The organism is Sinorhizobium psoraleae (assembly GCF_013283645.1).
Lineage (GTDB): Bacteria > Pseudomonadota > Alphaproteobacteria > Rhizobiales > Rhizobiaceae > Sinorhizobium > Sinorhizobium psoraleae.
Genome location: NZ_JABEKV010000017.1, coordinates 18,157 through 42,563 on the forward strand (window position 1 = coordinate 18,157; position 24,407 = coordinate 42,563).

Annotated in this window: 14 protein-coding genes and 4 pseudogenes; 5 read left to right on the forward strand and 13 right to left on the reverse strand. The window is 57.7% G+C overall.

The genetic code is table 11. The features are described 5' to 3' along the window. Positions 1 to 134: 134 nt before the first annotated feature. The gene (locus tag ILFOPFJJ_RS33130) at positions 135 to 1,133 is read right to left on the reverse strand and encodes a nodulation protein NodZ (protein ID WP_210267699.1); all 999 of its coding nucleotides are present in this window, start codon (positions 1,131 to 1,133) and stop codon (positions 135 to 137) included. A gap of 411 nt (positions 1,134 to 1,544) precedes the next feature. Between ILFOPFJJ_RS33130 and ILFOPFJJ_RS33135 the strand changes: the two genes are divergently transcribed. Then, on the forward strand, positions 1,545 to 2,489 hold the full coding sequence (locus ILFOPFJJ_RS33135; protein ID WP_173514660.1) for a LysR family transcriptional regulator: 945 nt from the start codon (positions 1,545 to 1,547) through the stop codon (positions 2,487 to 2,489). Positions 2,490 to 2,935: 446 nt separating this feature from the next. Here the strand turns inward: ILFOPFJJ_RS33135 and ILFOPFJJ_RS36840 are convergent. The 7 genes and pseudogenes from ILFOPFJJ_RS36840 to ILFOPFJJ_RS33155 form a co-directional block, all read right to left on the reverse strand. Beyond that, positions 2,936 to 3,179, reverse strand: a pseudogene (locus ILFOPFJJ_RS36840) (helix-turn-helix domain-containing protein); the annotation flags it as partial. 1,265 nt (positions 3,180 to 4,444) lie between these two features. Then, positions 4,445 to 5,265 (reverse strand): annotated as a pseudogene (locus tag ILFOPFJJ_RS33140) (IS30 family transposase); the annotation flags it as partial. A gap of 292 nt (positions 5,266 to 5,557) precedes the next feature. Next, complete coding sequence (locus ILFOPFJJ_RS35770) at positions 5,558 to 6,031, reverse strand: aminotransferase class I/II-fold pyridoxal phosphate-dependent enzyme (RefSeq protein WP_282438721.1); 474 nt, start codon at positions 6,029 to 6,031, stop codon at positions 5,558 to 5,560. 5 nt (positions 6,032 to 6,036) lie between these two features. After that, on the reverse strand, positions 6,037 to 6,246 hold the full coding sequence (locus ILFOPFJJ_RS36120) for an aminotransferase class I/II-fold pyridoxal phosphate-dependent enzyme (RefSeq protein ID WP_312032780.1): 210 nt from the start codon (positions 6,244 to 6,246) through the stop codon (positions 6,037 to 6,039). Positions 6,247 to 6,462: 216 nt separating this feature from the next. Then, a complete protein-coding gene (locus ILFOPFJJ_RS35775; protein WP_246299994.1) occupies positions 6,463 to 6,768 on the reverse strand; it encodes a hypothetical protein in 306 nt (101 codons plus the stop codon). Between the two features lie 60 nt (positions 6,769 to 6,828). Further along, entirely contained in the window at positions 6,829 to 7,146 is a 318-nt protein-coding gene (locus ILFOPFJJ_RS33150) for a hypothetical protein (protein ID WP_246299995.1), read from the reverse strand. Between the two features lie 251 nt (positions 7,147 to 7,397). Then, positions 7,398 to 9,293, reverse strand: a complete 1,896-nt coding sequence (locus ILFOPFJJ_RS33155; RefSeq protein WP_173514651.1) for a glycoside hydrolase family 127 protein — start codon at positions 9,291 to 9,293, stop codon at positions 7,398 to 7,400. 377 nt (positions 9,294 to 9,670) lie between these two features. Here ILFOPFJJ_RS33155 and ILFOPFJJ_RS33160 point away from each other — a divergent pair. Together ILFOPFJJ_RS33160 and ILFOPFJJ_RS33165 are read left to right on the forward strand one after the other, a co-directional pair. Continuing rightward, positions 9,671 to 10,565: pseudogene (locus ILFOPFJJ_RS33160) on the forward strand (isocitrate lyase/phosphoenolpyruvate mutase family protein). Positions 10,566 to 10,859: 294 nt separating this feature from the next. Further along, on the forward strand, positions 10,860 to 11,612 hold the full coding sequence (locus ILFOPFJJ_RS33165) for a carbonic anhydrase (protein WP_173514652.1): 753 nt from the start codon (positions 10,860 to 10,862) through the stop codon (positions 11,610 to 11,612). A gap of 807 nt (positions 11,613 to 12,419) precedes the next feature. Here ILFOPFJJ_RS33165 and ILFOPFJJ_RS33170 read toward each other — a convergent pair. The 5 genes from ILFOPFJJ_RS33170 to ILFOPFJJ_RS33190 all read right to left on the reverse strand — a co-directional run bounded on the left by ILFOPFJJ_RS33170 (position 12,420) and on the right by ILFOPFJJ_RS33190 (position 22,848). Next, on the reverse strand, positions 12,420 to 13,133 hold the full coding sequence (locus ILFOPFJJ_RS33170) for a 4'-phosphopantetheinyl transferase family protein (RefSeq protein WP_173514653.1): 714 nt from the start codon (positions 13,131 to 13,133) through the stop codon (positions 12,420 to 12,422). Positions 13,134 to 13,161: 28 nt separating this feature from the next. Next, entirely contained in the window at positions 13,162 to 14,517 is a 1,356-nt protein-coding gene (locus ILFOPFJJ_RS33175) for an MATE family efflux transporter (RefSeq protein WP_173514654.1), read from the reverse strand. A 49-nt stretch (positions 14,518 to 14,566) separates the two neighbouring features. Further along, entirely contained in the window at positions 14,567 to 21,112 is a 6,546-nt protein-coding gene (locus tag ILFOPFJJ_RS33180; RefSeq protein ID WP_173514655.1) for a non-ribosomal peptide synthetase, read from the reverse strand. Next, the gene (locus ILFOPFJJ_RS33185) at positions 21,084 to 21,989 is read right to left on the reverse strand and encodes an omptin family outer membrane protease (RefSeq protein WP_173514656.1); all 906 of its coding nucleotides are present in this window, start codon (positions 21,987 to 21,989) and stop codon (positions 21,084 to 21,086) included. The genes ILFOPFJJ_RS33180 and ILFOPFJJ_RS33185 overlap by 29 nt, the downstream gene beginning before the upstream one ends. Before the next feature lie 703 nt (positions 21,990 to 22,692). Beyond that, positions 22,693 to 22,848 carry a hypothetical protein gene (locus ILFOPFJJ_RS33190; RefSeq protein WP_173514657.1) on the reverse strand — a complete coding sequence of 52 codons (156 nt, stop codon included), beginning with the start codon at positions 22,846 to 22,848 and terminating at the stop codon, positions 22,693 to 22,695. Positions 22,849 to 22,975: 127 nt separating this feature from the next. On the opposite strand from ILFOPFJJ_RS33190, the pseudogene ILFOPFJJ_RS33195 reads away from it, so the two are divergent. Together ILFOPFJJ_RS33195 and ILFOPFJJ_RS33200 are read left to right on the forward strand one after the other, a co-directional pair. Further along, positions 22,976 to 23,413 (forward strand): annotated as a pseudogene (locus ILFOPFJJ_RS33195) (KUP/HAK/KT family potassium transporter); the annotation flags it as partial. 117 nt (positions 23,414 to 23,530) lie between these two features. Further along, the coding region (locus ILFOPFJJ_RS33200; protein WP_173514658.1) for a cytochrome P450 at positions 23,531 to 24,407 on the forward strand (877 nt) is incomplete at its 3' end.

Below are 24,407 nucleotides of genomic sequence, written 5' to 3' on the forward strand. Positions count from 1 at the left end.
ATCAATGGAGGCGATCCCCGCCGATGCCGGCTGCGATGGTATCGATGAGATCGGTGGGTTCCGCCTCCGGCTTGGCAATGAGCCAGGGGGGCGCGCGCCCGGCAGAACAGGGGTCGGCGTCGTTGCCGACATTCTCATGACGTCGAGAGAGGCTTGGACGAGTTATCAATGACGATCAAACGACCGGGATTGTCCAAATCGAATTCGACAACACGTGGCACGAATAGGCGGGCATAGCGCGAGAAGGCGCTAGTGGGCGGAAAACGAATTACGGTATCGCATCGCCCAAGGAGATACATCTCGACGAGAGCAGAAAAGCCGCCGTCAGCCCCTAGCGCTCCGCTATGTAGTGGCCCGGCCCGAACCGGCAGAAGGCGTTTCGGGATCGTGAAAAGGTCGGGAAACACGCCTGATAACTCTTTGAGCACCTGCGCGCTGTCCGTAGACAAGAACACCCTTGCAGGTCTTTTATGCGGGAGCGCTCTGGCTTCATGAATAGCAGTGCATATCTGCTGCAAGGCAAACTCCGGATCAGCCCAGTAGGGCGCGTGCTCCATAATGTTTTCGCCGTTGCCGTGCCGGACATGAACCCCGATTATGCTGTTCCCCTTAAAGTGTTCCTGGTAGATGGCTTCGATTCGGGACGAAATTTCAGGCCTGGGTTTGATATTCTCAAAGACCTGTCGTTCGGCATCTTCGCCGCAACGCCACATCAAGCAAGCGTCACACACTACAGTGTTGGCTTCGGTATCACCTTCGCCTTCAAAAAGTTCTCTCAGCTCGTCGCGTTCCCGGAAGATCTGCTCATCCGGGCGGTAAACGCAGTCAATCGACGGCTTATTCCACCACGGCGGGAAGAAAGGTCCAGGAAATGCGAGCCGGTTAATCTGATCGTCGCAAATGACCGGTACGCCAGAGATGTCCTGAACTGGCTCGAAGAACACCGGAAAGGCGTTCGTGAGTGGTTCGTGGAGATAACAAGAGCCACGCCAATCTATGACTAGCCTCCGCCCCGTCCGCTGCGCGTAGGACCAAGCTGCCGCGAGCGACCACAGGCAGTCACCGAAACCAGTACGCCGTCGAGAGACAACGAATCGGTCCTTCACTGACCCACCAACAAGCGTTTGCGTCATTCCGGAATACCGCGGCGACTATTAGGATAGATGCAATGCATAGCCTCGCCTGATCCAACCACGAGAACCGTGATTCTGGCCAATTGCGCCCGTAGATCTCTTGCTATACCGCACTGGAATGGAGAGGCTATTTTGGTCATTCCGTTACCCAGCGTTTGAATGGCTTGCGTTGAAAACCTCAGCCGGTCCACACCGACTGCTTGCTGCAGATCACCGACGAACCTGATGCGGCTCTCTTGATGTGAGACGTAAACCAGCGTACGCCAGAAAATGCTCGGAGCCCACGCACACATCGATAGTCGAGACTTGCATCCTTGAGTCCTCCTGTACACGTCCCTTTAAAATTGGCGAAATCAATTGTTTCGATAAAACGCATCTAAGCTGTAGATGTTTCGAGACTGTGGAGGTGACATGCGTTTAAATGGGCTTGATCTGAATCTTCTCGTCGTACTCGACGCACTGCTGACCGAGCGCAGTCTGACGGCGGCGGCACGCCGCATCAACTTAAGTCAGCCGGCCATGAGCGCGGCGGTCGCCCGGCTGCGCGATTATTTCCGCGATGAACTGTTTACGATGAGCGGCCGCGAACGTTTTCTAACACCGCGTGCGGAAACACTCGCCCCCGCAGTTCGCGCTGTCCTCGGGCAGATTCAGAGTTCGATCATATCTTTGGATCCGTTTGATCCGGCTCAATCCGATCGCCACTTCAGGATCGTTCTTTCCGATTTCGCCATAATCGTGTTTTTTGAAAAGGTCGTCGAGCGTGTTGCTCGGGAAGCACCCGCCGTCAGCTTCGAATTGCTGCCTCTCGACGCCGACCCCCATGAGCTTATCCGGCGCGGTGACGTCGATTTTATAGTTGTTCCGGAAATGTTCATGTCGAGCGCGCATCCGAGAGTGGCGCTGTTCGACGACGAACTCGTGTGCGTAGGCTGCCCCTCGAACAAACAGATGCCACGGCAGCTTACATTCGAGAAATACCTGTCGATGAAGCACGTTGCGGTCAAGTTCGGACATGCACAGAGGCCCCCCATCGAGGACTGGTTTTTGCTTGAGCATGGTTTTAAGAGACGGATCGAGGTCCTCGTGCAGGGCTTTAGCATGATCCCGCCCGTGGTGTCAGGCACAGATCGATTAGCCGTCATGCCCCTCCGGCTGGTAAAGCATTTCGAAAAAACGATCCCCTTGCGGATCTTTGAGCTTCCGACGCCACTGCCGGTATTCACCGAGGCCGTCCAATGGCCGGCCCTTCATAACAATGATCCGGCAAGCATCTGGTTGCGGAAGATGATGGTGCAGGAGGCGTCCCGCATGGCCGTTCCTAGCAAGACGCCAGCACTTCGCGGGTGCTCCTAGATTTGCTGAACGCCCCACATGGGCTCTCCCGTCAATAGGCGGCGTCGAAGTTGATGCTGGTCGCAAGTGCGGCTACGGATCCAGAAGGTCGGATGTGAAATGTGCTCGGCACCGGTCAGCTCTCAGAAGAAGAACGTCTTTCCGGCGAGCGTGTGGTGGAACGTGTCGCGAACCAAGCTTGCATTAACCGGGAAACGGACATAGTCGCTTCCGTCTTCGATCGACGCAGCGGCAGGTCTGGAAGAACCTCCTCCTGAGGGAAGTGGGCGCCACCCAGACATTTTATCGTCGAGCGCTTGCTCGCTGCCGCGATTCGCGGGGGTCTCCCAAGAATCGTGGGAGAACGGCATAGGGAGGGCTGCGATGGCGACGACTATTCCGCGAGCGCAACGCGCGACGTTTTGATGCGCTCCAGCCGCCGACGACGCGGACGAGCCCCTCCCGCAGTGTCTGCCGAGCTTGCGCAGGCGTCGATGACGCTCCTTGCTGATTTCGTTGGCAATGCCGCCGTAGTAGCCGCTGAATTCCGGAAACTCGGCATTATGAAAGGTGTTGCGCCTCAGCTCGCGATGATCGTCGGCCGATGGCGGCCGAGTTGCCGGACCATATCAGCCACCGGAATGTTCCGTCGATGAGCTGATGCAAGCGGCGGCAATCGGGAAGGGTGAGCTGTAAATAACGATGCGAAATGCAAAAAACCTCCAGCGGCCAAGCGATTGGTTTTATTGCTTGTTGAGGTGGCGTGGGCGGCGCGAGTGCCGCCCTTCCTATGCCCGTCAGTTTTTCGAAAGCTTGCCCAAGTAGTAGATACGCCCGGGCATATGTGATGTCCGTGAGTCATAGGAGACTAAAATGAACTTGAGCAGGACAAGTTTAGGTCGAAGTATTCACGACGCAATGCTGTCGAAGCTGGGACAAAGGCCGGCTCAGGCTGTTAACCGCAGCGAGTCTGAGCATAATTTGCGCGTGTGGCGTGCTGCGGTAGACGCGTCTCGACCGAACGACAGCCGTAGCGGGCCCGGCATCCCGCCTGGTGTGGCACGCCCGCCTTCGGACGCTTCGGCCTCAGCTCCGCCGCGCTACTCTGGTCGGCCTGGCAGGCACATCCCGCCTGCTGTGGCACGCCCGCCTTCGGACGCTTTGGCCTCAGCTCCGCCGCGCTACTCTGGTCGGCCTGGCAGGCACATCGCGCCTGGTGTGGCACGCCCGCCTTCGCACGCTTCGGACGCAGCTCCGCCGAGCGGCCCTGGTCGGCCTGGCGTCATGCGTGGTCTGCCACACGCGCCTGCGTTGGGCCACTTCGTTGCCTTGCGTGAGATCCCGCGTAGTCTGGAAGACGAACTCGAGCGGATAGCTCGCGGCTAGCCCGATAAAAGGGGCCGCATCTCAGCGGCCCCTCGCCGCTTTCCTTGCCGCACGGGCCTGATCCAGTTTGAAGCTCGCTCTGGCCCACAAAAACGGCCAAAGCAACAGGGGCAGCTCGATTTTCGGAAGGAGATCATCGGTGAAGGAGCACGAGGCCCGCGTTTGTTCCCGATCTGTTGCCGCAATCATTGCGTCAGCGAACCAGCTGCGCCTTTGCGGGGATTGTGAGCAGGCATTTGAGCCCAATCGAGAAGCAGGGCCTTAGGACAACACTGGGCGCCGGACGCCTGTACAGGGTGCATGGCTCTGTCGATCGGCTCGATCACATCGTTATGTCCACAGACGACTATGAGTTGTTCCGTCCCCGGCGTGGTGGATTCCTGACATTTGCTGCAGGCGGATTTGACCCATATGTCGAGCTGTTCGTCCGCCTAAGCCTCACCGACCCGACATTCGACACGCTCTGGGTGAGGGGCACATATGGGCTTTGGAGAGTGACATTCTTACTGTTGCAGGATCGCTTTAACTTTGCGGTGGAGAATCTGCGCCAAAGTGCAACAATGACGAGTGGAGGGTAGAGGACTACCGAAATCTCGCAAATGCGCCCTGAACACCTCGGCTGATGTCTGGTAACCAAGGCACTTCCTGGGCAGTGAATTGAAGTGGTGGCGAGGGCGACCCGCTGCTGCTGACCGACGGCGGACAGCTCCGTATTGCTAGGCACAAGGCGGCGGATGCGCTTGTTGGTGTTCTCGACCGCCCCTTTTTTGCCACGGTGAATTCGGATCGCAGAACCAGCTCCTGGCGCCGAGTCCATCTTCCAAAGCCCTGAAGCCACGAAACTCGGTGCCGCGGTCGAAGTGAAACTCTGCCGGGCAAAGGCGGGCAGCCTTGAGAAGGCATCGATGATCTTTTCCATGATCGGCCTTGAGTGGCGGCTGCCATTCTTGATAATCACCGTGTAGCGGCTCCTGCGCTCGACCTGCGAGGTGACATTGGCGTTCCCGAGCGCGCTCAAAGATCAGGAGATCGCCTTCCCAAATTGCGAGCGGTCGGCAATGAAATCGGGCCTTTGGTCAATCCTGCAGTCAAATGGGATAAAACCGTCGCGGCGCTTGCGGCGGCGTTCCGGCAGATGCCGATAGAGCTCCAGCGCATAGTCTTCCTTGCCATAGATGAAGCGACAGATCGTCTCAGTGCAGACGCGGACTGCGCTCACACCATCGGCAAGCAGGCGACCGGCGATTTGCTCCGGCGAACAAAGTGTCTCCAGTCGATCGATGACCAACTCGCGCAGCTGGGGGTGGCGCCTGTGCTTGCAAAGCCGTCGCGGACGCTCCTTGGAGATGTCGTTGCCGATGCCTCCCTAATAGCCGCTGATTTCCGGAAACCCGGCATCATGAAAGGTGCTTTAGCTCGCGCTAGACCGATCTGCTGTGAAGCGTGTAGCCCCCCGGGTGCGTTGACGTAGACCGTCAAGCTGAGCACAGCGAGTATCTGTTCTCCGCTGACCAGTTGGCATTTTGCCGCCGTCAGCGCATTTTTCGTCGCGAGCTTCGCCCTCCGGTATCTTCCAATCGGCGCTTCAGGCGCCACTTGCCCCACATGAGAAGTTTTCCGTTCATTCCCGAGACAAAGATCATATCGCTGTGGCGTTTGGCCGGGACCCTGTGGTTGCGGCGCGCTCCGGTCAATCATCTGTCCTAACCCCGACACCGATTGACCATCTCAACGATGCGCTTTCCAGCTGCGACAGTGGCCGAATGATCCTGTGAGAAGTTCAGGCGAATGCTACTGGCGTGAGGCCCGAATTCGGTTCCGGGCGTGACGATGACACCGGCTTGATGCCGAAGCAGTCGGAGGAAATCCTGAAGACCGACCGAGAGCGTGGGCAGTGTCGGAAACAAATAGCTTCCGGCTTGCGGCTTGCGAGCCTCCAGGCCACCACGACGGAACACCTCGAGCAGGTCGTCCCTGATGGACTGATGCAGCCGGATGCGCTCATCCATCCATCCCTCCGGCTCATTGAACCAGGTCCTGAATACCGCTTGGTTGTAGCCTGCCGCGCGCAGCGAAACGATGGCCTGTAGCTTCTCCATTCTCCCGATGATCGTTGGAGAGCTAAAGGCCACTCCGAGACGATAGCCACTAAGCGACTCCGTTTTCGACGGCCCCATGATTGTTAGCGCCTTCTCCGCCGGCAGACCGCGAGCCCGGATATGGTGTAGGATTCGCCGTCATAGCGCAGCCGGGAATAAAGCTGATCCGCGATGATTGTGACGCCGAATTCCCCGGTCAGTTCGACTATCTGGTCAATCTCAGCTTCGGAATAGACGGCCCCGGTCGGGTTGTTCGGGTTAGAAAACAGGAAGGTCTTGGCCCCCGCCTCGATGAGGCACGCAGTTGAGAAAGATCCAGGCCGGCCTCAGCAGTCGAGTTCATATAATTCATCGTGACCGGAATCACTTGGCCGCCGAAGAACTGGACAACTTTGCGATTGGCAAAGTAGTCCGGCTGCACAATGGCCACTTTATCACCGTCGGTGACGGTTGAGGCGACTGCCAGAAACAACGCGCCTTGCGTCCCCGGGGTGAGGATAACGCCTTCCTCAGCAGAAACCGGTGCACCGGTGAAAAGCTTCGAGCCTCTCCGCCAGTTCGGCTCGGATGTCTGACGAACCGAGGTACTCGGTATAGGCTTGACGACCGCCGGCCTCGACCGCCTCCGAAAACCGCTCGAACGAGCCTGGCGTCGGAGTGAAAGCATCGACGTCGCCGTGTGAGAGGTCGACTGGTCGGCCTGACATTTCCTCGCCGCGCATCAGATCGCGAATATTGCCTGCGCTTTTCCTGACCTCCTGCCCGGGCGCATTGTCGGTGGCGAGGGTGGCTAACTTTTCGATGACGGAAACCATTTTGACCTCGTACATGCAGATTTATTACGGTTTCCGCTCGCCAGCGAGCGCCGCATCTCATCAAAATCTTCGGTTCGACGGCCCAGATTTCCAATTCGACGCTCTTGCGCCCATGCAGGTTCCCGCCGAAAGCCCACCGCCGCCGCAGGGTACCATAATGGTATCAATCGCGAAATTTCCGGCCCATTCGAGAGGGTCTGCGGCGACCGTGCCGTATCCTGGGATGATAAGTGGGTTGCCGCCTGGCGGTGTGATTGCGACCGGTGATCTTTCGGAAAACTCCGTGGCATTTGTTCGCGCGATTGGTTCTGGCATAGAGCGCCACGCTTGCAGTCCCGCGCCTTGCTGATCGTGATCGCGGGGGGCATCGCTCGGCATCACGATGGTTGCAGCGATGCCGAGTATCCCGGCAAGCTCCTGCGGGACCCGGATCGCCCGCAGACGACGACCTCTCCGCGCCGAACGGTCAGGCTAAGGTCGTTCAGTACCTGCAATTGGCCGTACCTTTGGCTGATATCTCAAGCGAAGGCACTGAGATATATGTGAGAGAACCGCCAAGCCCGCAGATGCCGGCCCACCAGATCGATGTCCTTCAGCACGACGATGCACGGCTGCAGGGTGCGAGCCAGCTATTTGTGCGACTGCATCCAGACGAGCATCTCGCCCGGCGCTCGGTTGTCCCAAAGATGATAGGGCACGAAGCGCGCCTTGGCAGGGCGGCGTTCAGCCGGTGCCTGTCGGTAAAGCGCCTTGCCCCAGTTCGCCGCGTCCTCGCGCTCGACAGCGAGGTCGATGGCGACGGCGTCTTTCAGGTCCTCGAGCACGACGGCCTCGGCACCCGGAAGCTCGCGGGGTAGAACGATCGCGTTCAGGTCCTCGCCATTGTCCGTCTCTTCGACGCAATAGACGATCGGCCCGCGCATCAGCGCGACGCGGCCGGCATCCTGTCTGATTTTCGGATTGGCATATTGCGGACGAAGCTCAAGCGGTAGTTCGAGATCGACTCGGTCGCCGTCCGCCCATTCGCGCTCGATGCGGGCATAGCCGTCGGAGACTACGGCCGAAAGATCGACCATCGTGCCGTTGACGCTCAAGGTCGCATCCTCCGCCCATTCCGGTACGCGCAGCGACAGCGAGAACCGCGCCGACCTTGCGAGCCTCGTCGTAAACGCGATCGCCCCCTCCCAGGGATAGTTGGTCTCTTGCCTGAGTTCGAACTCAGCGCCGTTCGCGAGTTTTAGCCGCGCGACGCTTTCGCCATAGAGATGCACGGCGATCTCATCCTCGGCGACCGCATACATGTAGGAGCCGATGGATGCGACGAGCCGGGCGATATTGGGCGGACAGCAGGGGCAAGGATGCCAATTCCAGCGGTGGTGCTTGCCGGTGCTTTCGAGCGGATTGTCGTAGAAGAAGGTCCTGCCGTCGATCGAAAGGCCCGGAAGGGCGCCATTATAGAGCGCCTGCTCCATGATGTCGGCATAACGGCGATTCGGGCCGCGGCCGAGCATGCGGCTCGCCCAGAAGACGAGCCCGACAGAGGCGCAGGTCTCGGCATATGCGGTGTCGTTGGGCAGGTCGTAGTGGTCGGTGAAGCCCTCGTTCGAGGCGGCCGGGCCAACGCCGCCGGTGACGTATATCTGCTTCGTGGTGAGATCGTCCCACAGTGTTTCCAGCGCCGCCGTCAGGCTATCGTCGTTAAATTCCGTGGCGATATCGGCCATGCCGGAATAGAGATACATGGCGCGCACGGCGTGGCCGACGACTTTCTTCTGCTCGCGCACCGGCTGGTGCGATTGATTGTATTCGTAGACCGCAGGGTCGCGATCTGTCCGCTGTGCTTCCAGATCGAAGAAGTGAGGCTGCTGGCCACGCTCATCGATAAAGTATTTGGCGAGGTCCAGATACTTCCTTTCCTCGGTGACCCGCGCGAGCTTGACAAGGGCAAGCTCGATCTCCTCATGGCCGCAATACCCGCGGATCTGTTCCGGTCCGCGCCCGAAGAGGATTGCCAGATAATCTGCATAGCGACACATGATGTCCAGGAACTTTCGCTTGCCGGTTGCCTGGTAATAGGCCACTGCGCCTTCGATGAGATGTCCTGCGCAGTAAAGCTCGTGCGTGTCCCGGAGGTTTGTCCATCGCTTGCCTGGTTGCACGCGCTGGAACCACGAGTTCAAATAGCCGTCCGGTTGCTGAAGCTTCTCGTAGAGATCGATAATTCGATCGGCGCGCGCCTCGAGTTCTAGATTGGGACGGCGATACAGCGAGTAGGCAATGGTCTCGATTGATTTACCGAAGTCGCTGTCCCAGAACATCTCCGCGGTTGCGGGGTGTCCATGGAATAGAGGCGCTTCCACCGACACGTCGATCCGGTCGATCATACCGACTTCCACGCAGCGATCGAGCAGTACCGCAGCGGTCGAATTGCAGATGGCGTCCTGGCGCTCACCTAGGTATCCGCCAAGCGTCACGCCCGACACCGGCAGAGGACGAAACTGCGTCATCTTTGTGAAATTGGTCATACTCGATCCGCTCTCTCGGTTTTACCGCCATGCGCACCTGCACCGGGCCCAGCTAGCGGCGGCAACGTGGCCGCCGGTGGATTTTCGTGACACCGATTGTCGACGGGGCTGGCGCCGGCGAAGCCCGCCATTGGTGACTCTCGCCACGTTCTCAAACTTGCTCAATCGAGAAGACCTTTTCTCATATAGGCTGTCAACTGCGGCATCGGATATATTGTTGAGTATATTCGTCGGAGATATTGCCTACAGACTGCAAATATTAATAAGCTTCGACATAGTCCAGCTAGGCACGAGTATATCCAAAAATATACCAAGAGACTACTTGATTTTTCTTAGCAAAATCTCCATTCATGAGCTTCATGAAGGAGGGGTGACCCATGAACAAGCCGGTTTCAGATCCAATGGATGCCGAAGTCCTGCCGGCGCCCCCATCATCGACAAGCCTTCGCGAACTTTTTTTTTCGAGCGATCTCACATTTCTGATGGAAGCACACGACGGTCGTTCGGCGGCGATCGCCGAACGCGCCGGGTTCAAGGGCCTGTGGGCGTCCGGGCTTTCGATCTCCTCAGCTCTCGGTTACCGGGATATCAACGAAGCGAGCTGGACACAGGTCGTCGACGTCGTCGAACGCATGGTGGACGCGACCAATATTCCGGTCCTCGTCGACGGCGACAGTGGATTTGGCAATTTGAACAATGCAGGTCTAGTCGCCAGGAAACTCCACCAGCGCGGCGCCGCCGGCATTTGCCTCGAGGACAAGGGCCTCCCACAGATGAACTCCTTTCTCGGCAACAAACATCCGCTGGCCAATATTGACGAATACTCCGACCGCCTTAAGGCTGTCAGGGACACGACCGGATCCGATTTTATCCTTGTTGCCCGTATCGAAGCGCTAATCGGCGACCATGGCCTTGACGAAGCGCTGTTTCGAGCCGCGGCCTGTGGGAAAGCCGGAGCGGATGTGATCCTCATTCATTCCCGCAAGGCTGTCGCAGACCAGATCCTGGCCTTTGCCAAGGAGTGGAACGGAAAGTTGCCGGTCTGCATCGTCCCGACGAAATATTACAATACGCCGGTCTCGGCCTATCGCGACGCCGGCATCTCCACGGTCATTTGGGTCAATCACACCATGCGCGCAGCGATTGCCGGAACGCGACTTCTGCGACCGCATCCGGTCTGAAAAAAGCATCTGCGAGATCGAGAAGGAGATTGCCGGCGGAAGAGCTCTTCGGCGTGATCGCTACGACGAACTGACGCAGCAAGAAGAGTAGTATGCAGAAGCAGATCACGTGGCCCCAGGGCATCGAAAGAACCAATCAAGCTAGGTATTTGAGGAGGGCGCACATGCATTCGCAACGAATGCCCCTGCTTTCTTGCTCCACTTATTTCAGCTTGCTCGCCGATGATTGTTGGAGAGAAATTACCGCAGACCCTCGATCGAGGGCGCAACTATGCCGGAAAGCATCATGACCGCCACTGCGATCGATGGGTCATTAGACAATTGAATTTGTGTGTTTCTTCGACGCCGAGCGCTATTTGCTCGTCTCATCCGAAAGGGAAAGAATATGGAAAGGCGTGACTTCATCAAACGTTTGGCCTTCCTTGCTGCTTGCCCGCTTTGCGTCAAGACCGCTTACGCAGCGGAAGGCGTGCATTGGAGCTATGAAGGCGAATCGGGTCCCGAGCACTGGGGGTCTTTGAGCAAAGAGAACAGTGCCTGTTCGTCCGGTTCGCAGCAATCGCCGCTCGACATCAGGGGCGCGATCAAGGCCGATATCCCGGGCTTGGCGTTAAATTGGAAAAGTGGCGGCACGATCCTCAACAATGGGCACACGATCCAGGTGAAAGCGACGCCCGGCGGCACGCTCCGCCGAGGCGACAAACCTTATGAGCTGGTGCAGTACCATTTCCATGCGCCGAGTGAACATCTGGTCGAGGGCAAGCGCTTCCCGATGGAGGTGCATTTCGTCCATAAGCACGCCGAAACGGGTGCGCTCGGCGTGCTGGGCGTTTTCCTTGTGCCGGGCGCCGCCAATACGACCTTTGCCAGCTTGGCGGCGGCCTTCCCCCAAAAGGCCGGTGACGAGACTGCCCTCCACTATGTCGATCCGCGCGGTTTGCTGCCGACGTCGCTCAAATATTGGGCCTATGAGGGGTCGCTCACCACGCCACCCTGCAGCGAGATCGTCGACTGGATGGTAGCGATAGACCCGACCGAGGTGGACGTGGCTGATATCAAGAGGTTCACTGCGCTCTATTCGATGAATGCGCGTCCCGCCCTCGCTTCAAATCGCCGCTATATCCTGAGCTCTAGCTGACGCGAGGTGAGTTCGCAGCCTCTAGATTGCTCATTTCTACCCCATCGACAAGACGCTCCGTCTCATTGTGTTGGACGCTATAGAACGGGTTGGTTTTCCATCCGGACGGAAGTATCTCTCGCATTCGGCCGCCGCGGCGCTTTTGCGCATGGCGATCGTGCGAAGATGGATGGAAGGTTCGCCGTTCCAGACGCCAACGGGAAGATCCAAGCACGATGAATGGCCGGATCGCCTCGATATTAGAGCGGCATCATCGAAGGATGAATTGGCGGAGCACTTTCGGCAGCCATTACCGGATCACCTTGTCGCGGCTGACGAAGGCAACAATCGCATCTATGCCGCCTTGGCCTGCGTCCTCTCTTGAGAACCGTGAACTCACGCCCGATTGGCGCATGCGGCTTCTCGAACATTTCGCAAATTCCCGAACTCTGAACACCTGAAACTTTCAGCTGTCGGATTTCCGGACACCTGGCAAGCGTTATCGCTCTGACTAAAGCTCGCGAGACGTGGAGACTAAAGTTATCGGTTCCTCCAGCCGCAGTCGATGGCTTCAATATCCGTTTGTGCGACGCTCTTAAACCTTGACTGCAACCTGCGATGTCCGTTCATCGATGTCCCTCCGATGCTGCTGCTTACCACTTCATTCTGGCACAAAATACCGTGGGTGCGGGTCGAGGGAAAACGCAGCTCTCGTTGCCGAAGATAGAGCGCGCTCGGAGCGCCAAACGAAGGATCTTGGGTCATCCCCCCCGCCGCGGCGGTAAAACACGTGGGCCTGGGCTCTCGGCAACGGCCCCGCCCAATCACCTACGGCAGGAACCCATGCACTACCAAATTCTCAGGAGCGACAGGCCGCGCCGTTACGATCGATCCGATGAAACCAACCTTTGTTGGTAAATCGTATACGCGCCAGCAGAAGCTTCCCTGCTCGTTCCGAAGCCACAGACGCGCACCATTGGGGCCGGTTTGTCCCAAGAGTGGAACCACGACCTGCGACAGGGGGTGGGCAAGTCCGAGTCCCAGAGCCTTTACTGCGGCTTCTTTACGAACCCAAAGGCGCAACAATAGTTCAGGAGCATTCGTCATCGTCCGAAGCCGTCGCCATTCTGCCGGCGACCAAATGGTCTCAAGCCAGCTCCACTCAACCGCTTGGTCGAGGTATTCGACGTCGATGCCGAGCAAAGGCTGATGAGAGACAGCGATAAGTGCCAGATCGCCGCTCCGGCTCATCGAAAAAAGAGGCCCTTCGCGAACGTATGGGCGACGCCATTGGCTATACGCAAATTTCACATCCCAGGGCTCAATAAGCAAGCAACCGGCCAAGATTCGGCGTAGGGCCACGTGCGCCGCTGCAAACCTTCGCGCGTCGTCTCGATGCTTCAAACGATGGTATTTTTCCTGCTCGTCGTGATCCAACCAGGCAAGGCAGTCCGGCCACGGGTGGGGTGGGACGTTCAGGTCAATCTGCCAAATCTTTAGCAGTTCCTTTGATAAGCTTCTGTCTCCGTTGTGGTGCTTCAACTTCGTCGCCGAAATTAGCTTTGCGCTCTTAAACGCGAAGCGAACGTTCTTCTCTGCTCAAGCGCCGCCATTCTCGATAGAGGACGAGCATGGCAGTCAAGCCAGCAGCGGCCTCACTGAGAACGGGACTGATGATGAGACCGCTGACGCCCAGCCAACGCGGCAACACTAGGAGGAGTGGCATCAGGAATAGGCCATGGCGCGTAATTGCGAGCAGCGATGCCTGTGCCCCTTCGCCCTTGGCCTGAAGCAGCGTGATGGTTACGGCCATTGCGGGAAAGCAAACAAAAGCGGTGAGGAATGCAGCAATTGCGTGTTCCGCAACAGCGACAGCCGAAGTATCGCTAACAAACCACGCGGCCAAAGCGCGCGATTGGGCGATGCCTACCAAGGCGCACATCGATGAGAACGCCAAGGAGAGAGATAATATTACGGCTAATGCCTGCCGCACTCTGTCGCTCCTTCCCGCGCCGATGTTGTAGCCGATCGCAGACTGGGCACCGATGCACAGGCCACTGATTGGTAGAGCCACTATGGAAAGCAGCCGCGTTGCGACACCCACCCCGGCCAAAGTATCGTCGCCGAATGTGGCGGCCGTTGAATTGAGCAACCACATACCCCCGATGCTAATCATAGTCGCGAGCGCCGATGGACCTCCTACCGTCAAGATGACACGTATACGCTCCAACGGACCGATTGTTGAATGATCGCCCAGCGTGACCACGCTGCGCGCGGTCGCGAAATGCCACACGTAAACGGCGGCCGCGGCTGCTTGCGCAACCAAAGTTGCGAAACCGGCTCCTGCGATCCCCAGGTCCAATCCGAAGATCAGCAGCGGATCGAGCACAGCGTTAAGGGCAAATGCCACAATCTGCGTGATCATGCTAATTGACGTGTTCCCTTCGGCCCTCACGATGAAGCCGCAGATCATGTTGAATACGAGCAGCACTTGGGCAAACAGGAGCGGCCTTAGGTATTCAATCGCGTAGGGCAGGGTGTTTTCGCTAGCTCCAAACCATGCCAGGAGGACGCTGATGCTGGTTGCGATACAACCAGAAGCCAGTATAGCGATGCTCAAGCCCAAGCCAATAGCTGTCAAAGCGAATGCTGCCGCCGATGCATGATCATGCCGGCCGAGGCTGCGCGCCATGCTTGATGCTGTCCCAGTCCCAACCGCTTGCCCGATAAGTGTTAGGATCATGGTAATCGGGAATGTAATCGCAAGCGCGGCCACCGCCTGTGCCCCAAGGCGTCCAACGAAGAAAGCATTCAGAAGCTGGTAGGCCGCACTGACACAAAGCCCCACAATCGTTGGTACGGCAAGCCTCAGCACAAGTGGCGCCATGGCTTCTTTCTCGAGTTGTTCCAACCGGGTCGACTTCATGAGTGCCTGCTTTACGTAGAAAATGATCGGATACTGGGTTCCGTGAGAGTTATTGTTCTGTATTGCATGTCTCGCGAATGACATCCGTCAGGTTCTTCTGCAAATTTTTCGCAGTTGCCGTGGCCAAAGATCCGTCAATACGACAATGGTTATGCCATTGCAGTATGCGCAAGCAGCTATTGATTTCGTCGATTGTGTATTCAAGCCAATGGTGTTTGTTAAAACCCATGTCTTCGCCACACCATAACGGCGCCTCTTGTAGCTCCAAAAAACGATGCCCACCGATGGCAGCGAGCGGAGCGCGGAAATTGATCAAAACACGCGGAGTTGGTAAGCGCGCCGCGCGCTCCGCCACTCTCTCGTCAGGATGAAACGCTTCGAGAGCACGCAAGCCAAGTCCAAGGGCCGGTATCCCGCGACGTTGGGCGGCAACAGAGCGCAGTTGCGCCATTGCTCCTTCAGTGCCATCGATGACCAGCGGCACCGGCAAGAATTCACAGCAGAAACCAAGGTTGCTTGATAGATCGACACCGCCTAACACAGGCGTGCGCAGGGCCGCAATGCTGTCCACGTAAAGTCCAAGCACTGGCCGATCGCCACCTAACGTCCGCAAAAGAGCCAACAGAATAAGATCCAGCCCGTCTATCCCAGCACGATCGGAAAGTCCCAGCAGTGCAGCGGTTTCTGCTTGAGGGATGCTGAGAAGGCGCCAGGCTTCGGATTCACCTAGCCTCAAGAACTCATCGCTGTCCACTTTGCCTGCCCGCAACAACGCGTGCATGCGACGCGCGCCGAACGGGGTGGATGGTGTTGGAGCTCCTCCAGACGGCCCCGCCGGTAGGGCCAGTGGCGAACCGGAGGGCATTAGTGCTGTCCAAGGTCTGGTTTCCCAGTACCCGAGCTCTTCCTCGGCATGATCGATCACATGATTGCGGAGGAGGTTAAGCCAATTGGCTATGCTGGCGTGTCCCGTGAGGGCTGTTGGCTTGATCTCTAATCCGGCCGCAGCAGTCCTATACAGTCGTTCCAGCTCCCCAATTAACAGACGAAAGCCGTAGCCGTCCGTAAGGAAGTGATGCACGATAATGAATAGCCAACCCCGCTGTGTCTGCGGTTGGCCGCCCTCGAATAGCAACGCCCTGAGGAGGGGGGTGCGACCGTCGAACCGGAAGGCATACTGTGCCTGTTCGGCTCTTTCTGACACGATCTGTTCCCACTCTTCCGGCGAATTGGCCGGAAGCGTGATACGCTCTAACGATAGCGGGTCGTCGGTCGGGAGCGTCCGCTCCGGAATCCCGTCTGAGCGAACGAGTCGGGTACGGAGCATGGGGTGCTCATCACTCAGTCTTGCGACTGCTTGCGATAAGAGCGCTGCGTTGAGCTCTCCCGCATTGAACTTCCACAGGCGGTACATATTGAAGTGCTCACCTATGCCCACGTGCTGACTAATGAAACGCATGGTGGGTGAAAAAGGCGGGGCCACGTTCTCGGACTTGATGCGATCCAATCTAGTTTCATTGGGCACAGCATCCTTGTGTGCGTCAATGAGACACGCGAGATCGGCTAGCCGAGGGTGATTGTAGAGTTCGCCGACAGTGAAGCGCAAGCCGCCACGGCTGGCGTCGAATACGCATCGCACACTTAGTATCGAAGTTCCCCCAAGGGCGAAGAACTCGTCCTCGGCTGAAACCTCGGTGCGGCCCAACAGGCGCTCCCAAATCTGCGCGAGGGCTGTCTCGGTTACTGTTTGCGGCTTCCTTCCTCTGCCGCCGGACATCGCCGTTGGCATTGGTAAGGCGCGCCGGTTCAATTTGCCACCTGGATTGCGAGGCAGGTCATCAATGCGCACAATGCGCGCTGGCACCATGTATGGTGGAAGTATTTCCCGAATGAATGCCAAAAGGCCGGCGTCATCGGGGAGATCGGCAGTGCTAACCACATAGCCCACCAGGACGTCGCCCCGCTTGGGCATGGTATGCAACGCGACCGCGGCATCGCTTACGGCGGGGTGCGTGCGGAGCGCATGCGCGACCTCATCGAGTTCGACGCGGTAACCATTCAGCTTTACTTGGTCATCAGCGCGACCATGAAGCTCAAGCGTCCCATCCTCCCGGAATCTGGCAAGATCACCAGTTCGGTAGAGCAACTGGCCATCTTCCGTCATATCGAACCGTGTTGCCGATTGCTCACTATTTTCGAGGTACCCAAGACTCAGGCATGCGCCTGTAACACACAACTCACCCAAAGCGCCGCGCGGCAAAAGTTGCAGCTTCCTGCCTCGCACGCTCAATTGCACATTTGCAAGCGGTCGGCCTATAGAAACATTACGTGCATCAATCGGAAGTGAATGATCCACTTGGTGCCAGGCGGCATTGGAACTGCACTCCGTAGAGCCGTAGAAATTAAAAAGATCTGTGGCTGGAAACGCGAGCGTCCAGCGTTTGGCGAGGTCAGCCGGCAGTGCCTGTGTGCTGCTGACGACTAGGCGAAGCGCGCTTGCGGGCCGCCCGCCGGCCGCACGTGCCATGATCAATCCATCCAGAATGGGTGGGGCGGCGAGGAGATGACTGATCTTATGCTTCTCAAGGACGGACAGCAGCCGTTCTGGGACGACAAGCTCCTCTCGTGACAGCAAATAGGCGGGAACCCCCTGCAGCAACGGACCAAAAATTTCCCAGCTGCTTGCGACGAGCGTTGCGGACTTCTGGACCACCGCAACATCACCGACAAGGAACGGCAACTCTGACCACATCCAGTGCAAACGGTTCAGGCACGCGGACGCCGGTACGCGCACGCCTTTCGGTTCCCCGGTCGTTCCTGACGTGAAGACGATGTGCAGGACATCATGCGGCAAGACTGGACGGGGCAACTCCCCTATCGAAGCGGTTCTTGAGAGGGAACCAAGTGAAACCACCTCGCATGGCAAGTTTTTGTAGCATGTCCAGGAAGCATGAACTTCGTTGTCAGTTAGCATGACCTTCGGGGATGTTGCCCGTAAGATGCGAAGGGCGCGAGCTTGCGGCAACTCAGGCCCTAAGCAGACATATGCGGCGTGCACCTTCACGCAAGCAAGAATTGCCACCAGCGTTGCAATTCCTCGATCTGTCGCAATTGCTATTCGATCACCTTCGCGGGCACCTAGACCAGCTAAGCCATTGACAACACGATCGACAGAGTCGTTCAGCTCAGCGTAGGAAATTCGGCCCCCGTCCCAGAAAAAGGCAATGTTTTCTGGAGTGCGTAGCACCTGGGCCTCGAACAGCTCACGTAAGGTCGCCTTGCAACCAAAATTGCGGCTGGTATCGTTGAAAGACCCAAGAAATCGCAGTTCATTCTCGCTTAATAGACCGAGAGAACCGAGCGGCGCATCGGGCGCTGCGACGCAACGCTTCAACGTGTGTTCCAAATTGCGCAGGATCCGTTCGGCTTGAGGTGCCTGGACGATCTCCTTGCAATATGTAAGTTGAAGATAGATGCCGTCCCTTTCCTCCTGCGCGTAGAGTGTCAGATCGTACTTCGCGTAGCCCAGCTCCAGTTCACGGACTGTAATGGTCAGTCCGCCGTCTCCGTGCACTTCTTCCGGTTGTTCCGAGTACATATTGAACATGACCTGAAAGACCGGTGAGATGTTGCTGCGTCGCTCGATGTTAAGGCTCTCCAGCATTCGACTGAACGGATAGTCAGCATGTGAAATGGCGCCGGAGACAGTTTCCTGTGCGCTCTTTACCAACATTGTGAAGGTTTCCGCGTCGTCGATTTTGAGCCGCAGCGGCAGCATGTTGAGGAAAAAGCCAAGAAGCTGCTCAGTGCCGGGGCGCTGCCTGACTACGTGAGGCGCGCCCACTACGACCTCGTCCTGTCCAGCATGTTGCCCCAACACGATCGCATACCCTGCCAGAAGTGTCGCGAAAAGTGTTGACCGGCTATCAGCAGCCACGCGACGAAGCGCGGCAGTCAGCCCTGCATCCAATGCTAGCCCCTGGGCGTGGCTGGCATATGTGAGGTGTCGAGGGCGTTCGTGATCGCTTGGTAACTTGAGGACCGGCAATTCTCCACTTAACATCTGCTGCCAGTATGCCCGTTGAACGTTGTAGCGTTCAGGGGTGAGATTTCTTGCTTCCCACAGAGCGTAATCGCCGAGGCCAATTTCCGGCTGTGCTGGCAAATCTGCGCCGCGGCCTACCATATGACTCTCGTAGAGGAGTCGTAGATCGCGTGCCAACACCGAAAGTGACCATGCGTCCATGATGATCTCATGGGTAGTTAGATAAAGCTCGTGCCGGCCCTCGCTCCTACGGACGAGCGTGGTTCGAAGGAGTGGGCCAGTCGCCAAATCGAACGGTCGCGTGTTGTGCCGCCCCTGAATTGCCGCGATATGCTCGGCTTGAGCCATTCGAGGCAACGGCGAGAGATCTTGGTATTCTAGCCGGGGTAAAGGCGCGTCGAAGGCCATCAGGGGCTGGCCATCTTTCTCCAGGAATCTCACCCGCAGCGTATCAAAACGGTGGAGCAAATCGGTCCAGGCCGTCTCGAATGCACTCCGGTCCAAAGGACCATCAAGATTCACGACCGTCCGAAGCGTGTAGTTTCGTGCCTGGGGGTCAAGTTTCCAGAGGAACCACAGGTGAGTTTGAAGGCCTGTTGGCGGCACCACTTTCGTCGCAGCCGCAGAAACGCGGACAATGGGAGGCAACTGTGTCTCGGCGCTCTCCTCAATCTTCCGCGCTAACCCCCGGATCGTTAAACGGTGAAGTTGGCCCGGTTGTATCTGGCGACCAAAAAGATAGTGAACCCGATTGGCGAGCAACATCATTCGCAGCGAATCGCCGCCCAAATCGATGAAGGCCTCGTCGAGGCCGACAGGAGCCACGCACAGGATCTGCTCCCAAAGCTTCGCAAGCCGTCGTTCGATTTCTGATCGTGGCGACACGAAGGCAACATCGGACAGCGGGCGCATTCCATCTGCCACCGGCAAGCGGCCGTAGTCGAGCTTACCGTTTGCGTTGAGTGGGAGCGTCGGCACTTCAAAAATTTGATCCGGCAACATGTACTGCGCCAAGTATCGGCCTAGATGCTCTTGCAGATCTCTCAAAGTGCAGTGATCGCGCAGAACGACGAAGGCAATCAGTCGAGGCGGCACAAGATCTGCATCGACGGCTGCTCCATTTCCATAGCTACTCTCCCAGCCCAGTTTTTCACGGGCGGTGAGCTTCGCCCGTCGATGTTGGCTTCGATGCAGGACTACAGCGCTTCCCATCACGCCATGATGGCTGTTGAGAACAGTTTCAATTTCTGCCAATTCGACGCGGTAGCCCCGCACCTTGACCTGCCGATCCGCTCGGCCAAGGCACTCAAGCAAACCATCGGGCCGCATGCGAGCCAAATCACCTGTCCGATACAAACGGCTGTGGCTCGGCGTGTCGTCGAACGGATTCGCCACGAAAACCGCGGCAGTACGTTCCGGGTCATTGATGTAACCCTGAGCGACGCCAACACCGCTGACACATAGTTCCCCAACTTCTCCTCTCGATGCAAGCTTCAGAGGATCACTGTCCGGCGTGACAAGGTAGACACGAAGCCCGGGAATAGGTCGGCCGATCGGTACGTAGGTTTCATCGACGGCTGGCGGCTGCGTTACCAAGTGATGCGTGACGCCGTCGCCGCACTCCGTTGGGCCGTAGTGATTAAGGATGGGAACTTTCGGATGGTGCGTCAGCCATTTGCGACATAGATCGGGTGGCAGCGGTTCGCCGACAGTTGAGATGCAGCGCAGGTTGTCAAACTGAGGTGTGCTCTCGCCTTCTGTCGAAACGAGGTAGGCACGCAAGAGCGATGGCACAAACTGAATCACTGTGATCCTTCGATCGTGCAAAGTTTTTGACAATCGGTGAGGATCCACAATGACTGCCGAAGGCAAAATGTCGATGCTTCCACCGACGACGAGGGCTGCCAAGAATTGCCAGAGTGATATGTCGAAGCAGTGCGAGGCCGTTTGAGCAACGCGGTCGGTCGCACAAAGGCTGAGATCCGCTATTTTGGCGTTGACGTGGTTGGCCAACGCGGCATGTGAGAGCACCGCTCCCTTTGGTCCGCCGGTTGTTCCTGACGTGAAAATGATATAGGCGGCATCACCCGGCTGCACATCCAGGAATGTTGTAGGCGGGGCCGGCATTGAGGAAGCTAGACAGGCATTGACGATCGAAGCGGTTCCGGCAATTGCCTGGGCAAGCTCCAAGTCGTCCGGAGCGGTGACCAGAATGGCGCATTCGCTACGCTCAACCATGCGCCGCAGCCGATCTGTGGGGTATACAGTATCTAGGGGCAAGTAAGCCGCGCGCAGCCGAAATATCGCTAACATGCTGGCAAGCAGCACTGGCCCTCGCGGCATCAACACCCCAACTGCCATGCCCGGAGTGCAGCCATGAGCGTCAAGCGCGGCGGCGAGTCGAGCGGCGAGATCGTCCAGTTCGCCATACGTCAGGTAATCTTCGCCGGAATACAGGGCGGGACGGTCGGCACATTCTTTTGCCGATTGGGCAAAGCGCGAAACAACAGATTCAAATACTTTAGCAGAAGCGGGCAGTAAGCCGTCCATCAAAGTGCGACCTCGGTAATGCATTGAAAAAGAAAGATTGCAGCTGTTTGCCCGCTTCCAGTGTTTGCTCTGTGCTCAGAGTACTGGATGGACATTCACAACCAGCTTGCGACAAATATTTATCCTCGATCCTAAGGCTTCGCTGAGAACCTTGCATGTACTGTGCCAAACGAAAGAATGGTTGGGGAGCTTGAGCTTCGGCATCAAGGACATCGACGTCCACTGGGGCGACGTCGCCGCTGATGGTAAGATCGCCGAGGACGTGTTCGCTGCTCAGGCTGAGGAAGCCAACCGGAACCTTTTGCCGGTAGCTGATGACCTTTTCTGCGGATGACCATGCCACAGGTGTATCGCGGAACTTTTTTATCGTATGGATGCCGGACCCGCCATAGGCGGTCCATTTGACGTCGGTATATCGGACACCGGCGCCGACCGCGAAGCTGCTGGTCTCGTTGCCGTAAACTATGCGATCGATCTCGATCGCTCCGACGAGATAATGATCGAGTTCGGTACCGGGATGAACCGGGCGGTGGCTCCAGTAATCGTGCTCGCGGTTCACCCAGTCGTAATCGGTCATGTGACCGTTGCCGATGGCGCCGACTTTGACGCTACCCTTCAAGCTCCAGTCGTTGTCGATCTGCGCGTCCACACCGACGGTGACAAGGGTCATCCCCTTGCTTTCCCAGTTCAGCTGGCTGAGCTTGTGGTCGCCCTGATAGACAAATTCCTGGGCCTTGATGTTGGCAAAGCCGATATCGCCGACAACGACGAAATTGCCATTGTCGGAGGAAAATGGAAGGTTGTCTGCGACGCCCAATGATGGGGCAGCGATTAGAAAACAGGAGATCGCTACGGATCTGATGGAGACGCGCTTCATCAGCTGACCGCGTCTATCGTGCAGCGCCTCCCTTTTGGGCCTGAGCTTCTTCGCCTCAGATCCTTTGTGTGGCGTCAGAATTTGTCCACGGCACAAGCCACTGGTGTTGGTGACCGGCTGCGCCCTGCCGTGGCCAGGCAGGCCGCGTCGACCCCCGCAGGGAATGGAAGCGATCGCAGAACATTCGTTATCCTTTGCTGGAGAGTGATCAATTTGCGGGACTAGGGCGGGAGCGCGGCGCGGATACGCCTAACGATCTGCCAGTTGGTGTGGAAACTGCCGGGCGAGTTCAGAACCTGACCGGTCTTCAGTGAGGCGCTCTACGGTGTCGCACCTGCTCGGCTTCATCAGGAGCGACCGCCAGTTGCGTCGCCGCGTCGTGAGGTTTTTGGCGTCCCCACATGCCAACCGGCGGGCTTCGCTGGCATTGATCTCGTGGTGGCGACTGCCTGTTCGGCGAGGCTGTTCATGGAGGAACTCCTGTTTGCTCTGCGAGGCTAGTTCTCTTTGGCCAAGCAACTACTGCGCCAAACCAGATAATCGTCGAAACAACGCGAAAACGCTGACAGCGCACTGTCTCATGTCCGACATTGTCAAATAGCCGACAACGAGTGCAGCTACTGTCATTGGCAGTTGGAAGGGGTCTTCCTCCAATTGGGTGGTGATCGAGGACGTGGACCGGCAGCCTCTGGCGCTGAGGAGCTCAGCGCTGGCCAGGCCGTACGGCGAGCTTGCCGGTCTTGAGGCGGTTGATCCGCCCCTCGGTCTGGCCGTTGCGTGAATCGATGAACCCAAGACCACGCGCCTTGTCGGAGAACCGTGAGGACGAGCTCTCGCCAGGATGAACTTTGGCGCGCATCTTGCTTCTAGGGATTTTGACAACACGCAACGGACCGATTTTTTCGCACGGAGATATCGACATGCTATCACAATTGGATGGTTGGACTGTCTGTCCGATCTCTTTCGCCAGAATGCAATAGTGCGCCATTGCTGATGCGCTTACACCGACGCGGCACCGCGTCATCTATGGTGATGAAGTCTATCTGACGTTTATCAGGCGGCTAAATCAACAACCTGCGGTGTCGAGCGGCCTCGCGTGGAGCCTGACCAAGTACGTGCTGTTCTTGCTTCGGGCTGACAATGACGGCGAGGGGGGTATGCTGTCCCTGCTTGCCCTGCTTCTGAAGAAGGCGCCAAAATATGCGACGGTGATGTTCATGGCCGGGATTCTTGGTGCCGCCCTTTTCATCGGCGATGCGATGATCACGCCGGCACTTTCAGTTCTCTCCGCCGTCGAGGGGCTCACGCTCGTCACACCGGCATTTCACGATTACGTCTTGCCGATCTCCGTTGCGATCATGGTGCTACTGTTTGCCATCCAGTCACGTGGCACCGGCGCCGTTTCGATTTTCTTTTTTCCAGTCGATGTTCTCTCATCGGAAGTGGGGGGTCAAATTTGGAAAGCCATCACCCTGGCCGCGCGCAATGCCGACCGCATCGAAAGTCGACCGCTATTGCGGTCGCTTTGAGGAGTCGAACATATGTCGAAGGTTCAACCAATACCCGAGCCAAAGGGATTTCCCGTCCTTGGTCATGTGACGTCCATCGATTCCGATGCTCCCGTCCAAAGCCTGATGCGGTTGGCAAGAGACCTCGGACCCATCTACCGACTTAAGTCCTTCGGGCGGGAGATCATCATCGTCAGCAGCCAGGAACTCACAGCCGAGCTGTGCGACGAAAGCCGGTTCCGCAAAGCCCTGCATCCTCCGCTCCGGGAGTTGCGGGCGGTGGCGAAAGACGGCCTGTTCACGGCTTATGACGAAGAACCGAACTGGGGAAAAGCGCATCGCCTGCTGACGCCCGCGTTCGGGCCGCTCGGGCTGCGAAATATGTTCAACCCGATGCTCGACGTCGCTGAGCAGATGATGGTGCGCTGGGAGCGATTCGGTCCGGGCACAGAGATTGATGTCGCCGACAACATGACGCGGCTGACGCTTGACACGATTGCGCTCTGTGCCTTCGGCTGCCGCTTCAACAGCTTCTACCAGAAAGAGATGCACCCCTTCGTTGCGGCCATGACCGGCGCGCTCGACGAGGCGGGCAACCGTTCGCGCCTCCCGCAGGGCGCGTCCAAGCTGATGCTGCTGCGCAATCGCCGTTTCCATGCCGACACGAAGACTTTGCGAAACGTCGCCAATGCGCTGATCGAGGAGCGGCTGAGTGATCCAAGGCTTGGAGAGCGCGGCGACCTCCTGGATGTAATGCTCACGGCAAAGGACAAGGAAACGGGAGAGACGCTGAGCCGGGAGAATATCGGCTACCAGATGATCACCATCCTCGTTGCCGGACACGAAACGACAAGCGGCCTCCTCAGTTTTGCGACCTTTCTGTTGCTCAAAAATCCAGAGGTGCTGTCCA